Raw genomic sequence first — 8840 nt, 5'->3', positions numbered from 1 at the left:
GGCCGACTCGACCCCGTGGGCCCGAGCGGCGGTCGCGTCGCGGAAGTCCGCGAGATGCGGCCCCTCCGGCACGGACTGCTCGCCGGGCGGGCCCCCCGCGCTCACGGGCGAATACGCTTCAGACCGCCCAGCGGCCATCGATCGCACGACGCTGAACGGCGTGTCGCCTGGTCCGATGACGAGCACGAGGTCTCCCGGACCGTCGAGCAGCACCGGGACCCGTTCCTCAGGTGCGTCCATCTCGCTGCGCAACCGCTCAAGGAGCGCGTCGAAGTCCGCGGCCTCCGTGGAGACGGGCGGCGAACCTGCGGGGCGGGCCGCGGCACTGTGCAGCCTGTCCTCGAAGGCATCGGCGTCGTCGAGCAGCGCCGCGATCCCGGCTCTGGCGCCCAAGGCGTGCGGAAGCGCGGGTTCCACGGGGGGCAGGATTGTCGCCGCGGCCTCGGGGACCACCACCGTCGCCTCGACATGACGCCGGCCCAGCAGTCCTCCGAGGCCACCATCCAGGACCCTGTCTGCGCTCACGATCCGGGCCTCCCGGCCGTACAGCTCAACGGCCTGACGGGCCACGTCCTCGAGGCTCGACCCCCTAAGCAGATACTGTTGCGGCGCCAAGCCGCACCACCCCGATCGTCTCGATGTTCACGGACGTGGAGGTGACCTCGGCGTACGAGAGCACGGGAACCCCCGAGGGCGGCAGCGGAACGAGCTTCCGGAGGGCAGGCCGCAGCATCGGCGCGCACACGAGGGCCGGAGCCTTCCCCGCGGACTCCGCGGCAGCGACGGCCGAGCTGAGGGACGTCATGATCGCGTCGAGCTTCGCCTGCTCCATCACGAGCTGGGTTCCCCCCTCGGCTGGCCGGAGATCCTGGACGAGGCTCTGCTCGAGGACCGGCTCGATGGTGATGACCGTGAGCCGGTCCCCGTCCATGAGCCGCTGCACGAGGGCCGGCCCGATCGCGAGTCTGGCGCATTCGATGAGCCCCTCCGCGTCGGTGGAGGCCTTGGCCCGGAGCGTGAGCGCCTCGTAGATCCGCGTGAGATCGTTGATCGGCACCTGTTCGGCCAGGAGGCCTTGGAGCACGCGATGGATCTCGGCCAGGGAGAGCAGGCCGGGCGTGAGCTCCTCGACGGCGGCCGGGCTCGTGGCCTTGACGCCCTCCGTGAGCACCCTGACGTCCTCACGCGAGAGCAGGCGGGCCGCGTTGGCCGTCACGATCGAGGAGAGGTGGGTGATGAGCACGCTCACGCGGTCGATCACTGTGGCGCCGGTGAGCTCGGCGCTGTGCCGCATCTCGGCCGGGATCCATTTGCCCGCCAGCCCGAAGACGGGTTCGACGACGGCCGCGCCCGGCAAGGCGTCGAGGAAGTCGCCGAGGGCGAGGAGCTTGCCCGACGGCGCGGTCCCGCGCCCCGCCTCGACGCCCGCGATCCGGATCGCGTAGGTCGAGGGCGGGAGTTCGACCGAGTCACGGGTCCGCACCGGCGGGATCACGACGCCGAGATCCATCGCGATCTTGTGGCGCAGCGACTTGACGCGAGCGAGGAGATCGTCGGCCGAGCCGCCGACGAGGTCCACGAGGTCGGTCGCCAGCAGGATCTCGAGGGGATGCACGCGCATCTCCTCCATGAGTCGTTGCGTCGGGTCCTGTTCGGCCTCGGAGCCAGCCGCCCCGCCGGCGAGGGCGGCAGCACCCTCTCCGTCCTGGGACGGCCGTATGCGCCGGGAGGCGATGATGAGCGCTGTCCCCACTCCCAGAAACGGGAGGGGCGGCATCCCCGGCATGAGCGCCATGACGACGGCGGCGAGGCCAGCGATGAGGAGGGCGGTCCTGGACTGCGAAAGCTGGGTCGACGCGGCCTGGCCGAGATCCGCCTCGGCGTTCGAACGCGTGACGATCATGCCCGTCGACACGGCCATGAGCAGCGCGGGGATCTGGGAGACCAGGCCGTCGCCCATCGTGAGGAGGCTGTACGTGTTGAGCGCATCGGTGATCGAGAGGCCGCGCTGCAGCATGCCCACCCCGAGGCCGCCCACGATATTGACGATGATGATGACGATGCCGGCAATCGCGTCGCCCTTGACGAACTTCGACGCGCCGTCCATCGCACCGTAGAAGTCCGCCTCCGCGGAAACCTCGGCGCGGCGCTGCCGGGCGACCACGTCCGTGATGAGCCCTGCGTTGAGGTCGGCGTCGATCGCCATCTGCTTGCCGGGCATCGCGTCGAGGGTGAAGCGCGCCCCCACCTCGGCCACGCGCTCGGCTCCCTTCGTCACGACGACGAACTGGATGACGACGAGGATCACGAACACGACCGCGCCGATGATGAGCGAGCCGCCCACCGTGACCTTGCCGAACGCCTCGATCACCTGACCGGCGTAGCCCTGGCCCAGCACGAGCCGCGTCGAGGCCACGTTGAGGCCGAGTCGGAACAGTGTCGCGACGAGCAGGAGCGAGGGGAAGACCGAGAAGTCGAGCGGCTTCTTCACGAACATGCTCGTCAGCAGGATCACGAGCGCGAGCAGCACGTTGCACACGATCAGGACATCGAGCAGCGGCGCCGGGACGGGCACGACGAGGAGCAGCACAATGCCCACGATGCCGACCGGGACGGCGAGTCGGGCGAGGTTTCGGTTCACGCTTGCGTTCCTTTCAGCCTGGGCGGCCGGGCGGCTTGAGACGGGATGACGTGGAGGCCGCCGGCCGACGCGCCGCGCGCCTTGAGCGACATGACGAACGCGAGCACCCCCGCGACGGCGGTGTAGAACTCGACGGGGATCTCCTGGCCGAGGTCGCAGGCGGAGTGCAGGGCGCGTGCGAGCGGAACGTCCCGCACCATCGGGACCCGCTCCTTCTCGGCCTCCTCCCGGATCCGCGCGGCAACGGTGCCTGCGCCCTTGGCGACGATCCGCGGGGCCGACTTCCCCGGCTCGTACTTGAGCGCAACGGCCACATGCGTGGGGTTGACGAGGACGACGTCGGCCCCGGCGACGGCGGCAATCATGCGGTTGCGGGACATCGCGAGCTGGCGCGAGCGGCGCTGGGACCGGATGAGCGGATCGCCCTCGCTGTTCTTGTTCTCGTCCTTGACCTCGCGCTTGGTCATGCGGGTCTTGGTGCGGTTCCGGCGGACGACGACGATCACGTCCGCCGCGGCGAGCGCAAGCCCGGCTGCGACGGCGAATCGGATGAGCGACGCCGCGCCCCCGTTCGCGGCGGCAAGGACCCCTGAGATCGGCAGGCCGCCCGCCGACATGAGCACAGGGAGGAGCCCCTGCACGACCGTCCACAGCACCAACCCGACGACGACGGTCTTCGCGAGAGCCTTGACTCCGCCCCAGAGCGCCTGCATGCCGAACATTCGCCTGAGCCCCGCCGCGACGTTGAAGTGCTCGAACGACGGCGCGAGGCGCTTCGGGTGGACGCCGCCTTGGCCGGCGGAACCGAGGAGCACGGCGAGGAAGACGACGGCCACGAGCGGCCCGAGCGTCGCGGCCATCGAGCCGAGACCGTCCGCGAGCGCCTGCTGGGCTTTGCCCGGGTCCGGGCTCGAAATGACCGACGCGACCGTGAACAGCTGCGCTGTCCCGGCCTTCGAGGCCGCGTCGATCGTGGACGGCAGCATGACGCCGCCCGCGCCGACGGCGAGCCACGCTGTCAGGTCCTGCGAGCGCGAGAGCTGGCCCTTGGACCGGACCTCGCGGAGCCGCTTGTCGGTGGCCTTCTCGGTGCGCTGCTGGGCGTCGGCCATCAGCCGACCCCCAGGACCGTGTTCACGGCCTGCTGGACCAGGGAAGAGACGATGCTCGGGAGCCCGAGGAACAGGATGCCCGCAAGGCTCAGGGTGATGAGGACCTTGAGCGGGAACCCCATCTGGAACGCGTTGAGGGCGGGTGCGACCCGCGTGAGCAGGCCCAGGCCTAGGTCCGCGAGGAACAGGACGACCATGAGCGGCCCCGCGATCTGGAGGGCGGAGACGAACATCCCGGTGGCGGCGGCGGTCATTGCCTGCACCGGGTGGGAGAGGTCGAGGCCGCCCGCGAGCGGAAGCGCGGAGAAGGAGCCGGTGAGGCCGCCGAGTACGAGCTGGTAGCCGTCCGAGGAGAAGAGGAGCGCGAGCGCGGCCATCTGGAGCAGCCGAGTGAACTGGGCGCCGTTGACGAGGCTCTGGGGGTCGTACCCCTGCGCCATCTGGAAGCCGCCCCCGAGGTCGATCAGCGAGCCCGCCGACTGGATGGCCGCGAACACGAGGTACACGAGGAAGCCGAGCGCAAGGCCGGTGACGAGCTCGAGCACGAGCCCGGTGACGAAGCCGGCCGTGTCCCGGGCCCCGTACCCGGCGTGCGCGCGGGCCGCGACGGCGAGCCCGAGGCCGACGCCGAGCATCGCCTTGATCTGTGCCGGGAACGCGTTGTGGGAGAACGGCGGCGCGATGAAGAGGAACGCGGTCATGCGGACGGCGGCGAGGACGACCGCCTCGATCCAGGCCTGGTCGATGGGGATGTTCATCGCGTCGCTTCCCGTGTCACGGGGAATGGAGGAGGGACGGGATCCGGGCGAACAGGTCGTTCGTGAAGCTGACCATCTCGGAGATCATCCACTGCCCGCACACCACGAGGGCGATGGCGACCGCGACGGCCTTGGGCACGAACGAGAGCGTGGCCTCCTGGAGCTGGGTGATCGATTGGACGAGCGAGATCGCGAGCCCCACGACGAGGCTCGTCACCAGCACGGGCGCGGCGAGCTTGGCGGCGGCGATGAGCGCCTGGAGGCAGATGTCGAGGACCGCGGCGGTGTTCACGCTCAGCCTCCCTGATAGCTCTGGATGAGCGACGTGATGATGAGGTCCCAGCCATCCACGAGGACGAAGAGCAGGATCTTGAACGGCAGCGAGATCATGACCGGCGGGAGCATCATCATGCCCATCGACATGAGCGCGGCGGAGACGACGAGGTCGATGATGAGGAACGGCACGAAGATGACAAAGCCGATGATGAACGCCGCTCGGAGCTCCGAGATCATGAACGCGGGGATGAGCGTCTGGAGCGGGGTGGCGGAGGGCGATGCCGGGTTGGGCTGGCCGGCCGCGCGCGTCATGAGCGCGATGTCCTCCTGCCGCGTGTGCGCGAGCATGAACTTCGACAGCGGCCCGGTCGCGGCGTTGAACGCGCCCGCGAAGTCGAGGTGCCCGTTGAGGTACGGCTGGACGGCGTGCGTGTTGATGTCGCTCACCACAGGCCACATGATGAACAGCGAGAGGAAGAGCGCGAGGCCCGCAATCACCTGGTTGGGAGGGACGGACTGCAGCCCGAGCGCGTTCCGGGTCATGGCCAGCACCACGAAGATCTTCGTGAACGAGGTCATCATGAGCAGGAGCGCCGGGGCGACCGAGAGCAGCGTGATCCCGATGAGCGTGACGACGGCCGACGACGGCCCGTTGTCCGGCGCGTTGATCTGGAGGTTGAGCGTTCCCGTTCCCGTTGCGGTGGGGGCGGGCGACGGCGTTGCCGGCGCGGTCGGTGCTGTGGGCCCCACGGGGTCGGTGGGGCTGAGCGGGGCATGCGGGACCGCCGCGTGGCCCGCAGAGGAGGCAAGGAGCAGCACGGCGTAGACCGTCACCGCCGCCAGGAGGACGACGACGGCGGTCCGGCCGGCCCTCATGGCGAGGCCGCTGTGCCTCACGGCCTGCGACCGGAGCGGAACACGGCGAGGGCCGTCCGCCATGTCGCCGGGTCGAGGGCAGAGCCCGCGAGCGGCTGCACTGGGGCACTTCCCGCGCCGAGCTGGCGCCGCAGCTCGCGGTCGAAGGCGCCGCCGCCGACTTCGTGCCGCGAGCCTCGAAGTGCCGCGCGGCGCGTGAGCGGCGCGGCCGACTCCGTGATGACGAGGGGTTCCGGCGCGGGACTCTCGCCGCTGTGCAGCACACTGATGCCGTGCTCGGTGACCCCGAGCAGGAATCGCCTCCCGTCTGTGTCCACCAGGACAACGGACGCCTTGGGCCCCACGGTCTGACGCGACACGACCGTGAGCGCCTTCGCCTTCGCTGGGCCGCTTCCACGGCGAAGGCGCCGGTGCAGGAGCCACATGAGCCCCAGCACGGCGCCGAGCGAGACGAGGACCCGTAGGCCCAGGATGAGGGAGTCCATTCAGCGGGGCGCCTCGGCGACGTCGAGGATGCGCGTGATGCGCACTCCGTAGTCCTGGTCGACGACGACGACCTCCCCGAGTGCGATCTTCCGCCCGTTGAGCAGCACGTCCACGGGCGCTCCCGCGGAGCGGTCGAGCTCGATGACCTTGCCGGGCTCCATGGAGAGCGCGTCCCGGATGCTCATCCGCGTGCGGCCGATCTCCACGGTGAGCGCCATCTCGACGTCGTGGATCCGGCCGAGCCGGGACACGAAGGCGGACGTGTCGGCGGGAGCCGAGGCCTCGGCGCCGTCGTCGTGCACGCGGACCGCGAACCATCCGAACGGCGCTGCCCCGTCGGAGATCTCGTACACCGCGGTCTCCGGATCCGCGAAGAGTCCCGTCGCGTCACCCTCGGACAGCTCCGAGAGCACACCTCCCTGCAGCGCCTCCGCGGCTCGTTCGAACGCGGGCCGCAGCACCGCCGTCGTCTGCGCCCCGGGCCCCCCGCCGGCCTCCGCGACAAAGTCGGTGGCGGCCAGGGCGAGCGCGAAGTCCGCCGTGAGCGCGCCCACGAACGACGCCGAGATCGCGTGCGCCGCGTGCGCGGCCGCTAGGCCGGCGGCTACCGTGCCGGTGACCGCGAGCCCGGGAACCGGGAGCGAGGCGGCGAGACGATCTGCGGCGGCGGCGTGGAGGGCCAGACTGCTCAACGGTGCTTCTCCTCAGTGGATGCGGGCGCGGTTCTCGTCGACGGGACGATGCGGGCGGCAACCCGGGAGCCTTTCCGCACGACCATCGCCTGTGCGAGGTTCTTTCCGCCGACTGCGACGTGGAACGGGTGGTGCTCGGGATGCGGGAGGGCAAGCGTGTCCCCGACTGAAAGGTTGAGCACCTGGGCCGGAGTGACCGCGGCGGGCTCGAGCCGGACGGCGACCTCGATCGGCACCTCGGCGATCTGGTCGCCGACGAGCTCGTGGGCGTTCGCGCTGCTCGCCATCGGGTTGACCGCGCCGAGCTGCGGAAGGAGGGCGTCGGCGGGGATCGCGAGGGTGACGGCGGCCGTCGAGTCGCCGACCAGGACCGTGAAGGCCACGACGATCATGAGGTCCGTGGTCGCGGCGGCCTGCGCGAACTGCGAGTTGTACTGGATCGCCTCAACCCGGGAGGTCGGCGGAAGCAGACCGCCTAGCGAATAGGCGAGGACTTCGAGGCCTTCGTCGACGAGGCTCTTGATGAGGGCGTATTCGAGCGGGGTGAACTTGCGCTCGAGGCCTGTCTTGTCGCTGTGGCCCCCGAGCATGCGCGCCACCCAGCCGAGCGCGGCCGGCGTCGGGAACTGGAGGACCGCCTTGGCTGCAGTGCCCTCGACGGCGCAGAGCACCATCGACGTCGTCGCCGGCAGCGTCGCGACATATTCGTCGTAGGTCTGCATGACGACCGATTCCACGGTGACCGTGGATTTGGCGCGGACCTTTGCCGTCAGCTGCGTGCCCCATTGCCGCGAGAAGCTCTCGAAGCCGGCCTCGAGGATGCGGCTGTGCTCGCGGGCAAGGGTCGTGGGACGCCGGAAGTCGTAGGCCTCGACAATTCTCGGGGCGGTTGCTTCGCGGTCCTGCACGGTCACGGTGCCGACTATCGGCAGGGACCGCCGGGCGGTAAGTGCCTGCCGAGTCGCTGAGGCTGCGCACAGCCGGGGCACCCATACACTGGTCACGTGCATCTGCTCGTGCCGCTCGCCGTCGTCGTTCTCGGGCTCGCCGTCTCCTACGTCATTCAGCGCAGGGCAACGAGCCGGTACGACTATCACTGCACAAGATGCGACGCGACGATTCCGTTGAGCCCGCTGGCCGCAACGGTGGCGCCCCACAGGATGGGGAGCAAATTCACTCGGTGCCCGAACTGCGGCGCGTGGTCGTGGCTCGAGCCGGTGCCGAAAGAGCGATGAAGGCGTGCCCATAGCCCACGTACGAGGCGTAGCCCTCTACTACGAGGTTCACGGGAGCGGCTTCCCGCTCCTCCTCATCGGCGCGCTGGGCGCGTCGGTCCCCCTGCACAGGGAGTTGGTGGCGGGGCTGGCCGCCCACGGGGTCATCGCCTTCGACAACCGCGGCTCCGGGCGGAGCGACAAGCCTGATATCCCCTACTCCATCCAGATGATGGCACTCGACGCGCTCGGCCTCATGGGTGCGCTGGGGATCGAGCAGACCGACATCGTCGGGATCTCAATGGGCGGCCGGATCGCGCTGGAAATTGCCGCAGACCACCCCGCGCGGGTGCGCAAGCTCGTCCTCGTGAGCACGTCCGCAGCGGGCACCGGTCACCTCAGAATGTCCCTGCCGATGCGGCTCGTTGGCCTCCTCATCGGGCTCCGGGGCCTGAGAAGGCTCGCCCCACAGCCCCCGTACGCGCACCTTCGGCAACGCCAAGCCGCCACCGGCTAGGACGGGACCGCCCAGCTATCACGCGTCCACGTCCCGACGCTCATCATGCACGCTCGACGCGACCCAACCATGCCGGTGAATCGCGCCGAGCGGCTGCAGGCAGGAATTGCGGGGTCCGAATTCGAGGTCTTCGACGGCGGCCACATGTTCTTCCCGCTGCCCCGGCAGCGTGAATTCCTTGCGCGGGTGAACGCCCTTTCTGGCCCGGTAAGCCTACTTCTGCCCGGCCAGAGCCTTGAGGGCCTCCGGGATGAGGGCCCGCACCGTT

The 8840-nt window shown here is 70.0% G+C and carries 12 protein-coding genes; 3 read left to right on the top strand and 9 right to left on the bottom strand.

Translation table 11 applies throughout. The features are described 5' to 3' along the window. The 9 genes from V7053_RS16405 to V7053_RS16365 form a co-directional block, all read right to left on the bottom strand. Window positions 1-570, bottom strand: a 570-nt coding sequence (locus V7053_RS16405; protein WP_334173343.1) for a hypothetical protein, incomplete at its 3' end; no start/stop codon positions are given. Window positions 571-589: 19 nt separating this feature from the next. Next, window positions 590-2641 (bottom strand): flagellar biosynthesis protein FlhA, encoded by a 2052-nt coding sequence (locus V7053_RS16400; protein ID WP_334173342.1) that lies wholly within the window; start codon window positions 2639-2641, stop codon window positions 590-592. Then, window positions 2638-3753: an EscU/YscU/HrcU family type III secretion system export apparatus switch protein gene (locus V7053_RS16395; protein WP_334173341.1), complete on the bottom strand. Its 1116-nt coding sequence runs from the start codon at window positions 3751-3753 to the stop codon at window positions 2638-2640. Before V7053_RS16395 ends, V7053_RS16400 begins: the two co-directional genes overlap by 4 nt. After that, window positions 3753-4511 (bottom strand): flagellar biosynthetic protein FliR, encoded by a 759-nt coding sequence (locus V7053_RS16390; RefSeq protein ID WP_334173340.1) that lies wholly within the window; start codon window positions 4509-4511, stop codon window positions 3753-3755. The genes V7053_RS16395 and V7053_RS16390 overlap by 1 nt, the downstream gene beginning before the upstream one ends. A 16-nt stretch (window positions 4512-4527) precedes the next feature. Next, window positions 4528-4803 carry a flagellar biosynthesis protein FliQ gene (gene fliQ, locus V7053_RS16385; RefSeq protein ID WP_334173339.1) on the bottom strand — a complete coding sequence of 92 codons (276 nt, stop codon included), beginning with the start codon at window positions 4801-4803 and terminating at the stop codon, window positions 4528-4530. Between the two features lie 2 nt (window positions 4804-4805). Next, window positions 4806-5663, bottom strand: coding sequence for a flagellar type III secretion system pore protein FliP (gene fliP, locus V7053_RS16380; protein ID WP_334173344.1), 858 nt, complete (start codon window positions 5661-5663; stop codon window positions 4806-4808). 17 nt (window positions 5664-5680) lie between these two features. Beyond that, the gene (gene fliO, locus V7053_RS16375; RefSeq protein WP_334173338.1) at window positions 5681-6148 is read right to left on the bottom strand and encodes a flagellar biosynthetic protein FliO; all 468 of its coding nucleotides are present in this window, start codon (window positions 6146-6148) and stop codon (window positions 5681-5683) included. Further along, window positions 6149-6841, bottom strand: coding sequence for a flagellar motor switch protein FliN (gene fliN / locus V7053_RS16370; protein WP_334173337.1), 693 nt, complete (start codon window positions 6839-6841; stop codon window positions 6149-6151). Continuing rightward, window positions 6838-7755 (bottom strand): flagellar motor switch protein FliM, encoded by a 918-nt coding sequence (locus V7053_RS16365; protein WP_334173336.1) that lies wholly within the window; start codon window positions 7753-7755, stop codon window positions 6838-6840. The genes fliN and V7053_RS16365 overlap by 4 nt, the downstream gene beginning before the upstream one ends. A 90-nt stretch (window positions 7756-7845) precedes the next feature. Between V7053_RS16365 and V7053_RS16360 the strand changes: the two genes are divergently transcribed. The 3 genes from V7053_RS16360 to V7053_RS16350 all read left to right on the top strand — a co-directional run. Next, entirely contained in the window at window positions 7846-8076 is a 231-nt protein-coding gene (locus V7053_RS16360) for a hypothetical protein (protein WP_334173335.1), read from the top strand. 4 nt (window positions 8077-8080) lie between these two features. Beyond that, window positions 8081-8572, top strand: coding sequence for an alpha/beta fold hydrolase (locus V7053_RS16355; protein ID WP_334173334.1), 492 nt, complete (start codon window positions 8081-8083; stop codon window positions 8570-8572). A 69-nt stretch (window positions 8573-8641) separates the two neighbouring features. Beyond that, window positions 8642-8840 (top strand): hypothetical protein (locus V7053_RS16350; RefSeq protein WP_334173333.1); only part of this gene is annotated, 199 nt, incomplete at its 3' end.

The organism is Sinomonas sp. (assembly GCF_036848755.1).
Taxonomy (GTDB): Bacteria; Actinomycetota; Actinomycetes; order Actinomycetales; family Micrococcaceae; genus Sinomonas.
Note: the sequence above shows the minus strand (reverse complement) of the source record. Positions and strands in the feature narration are given on the sequence as shown.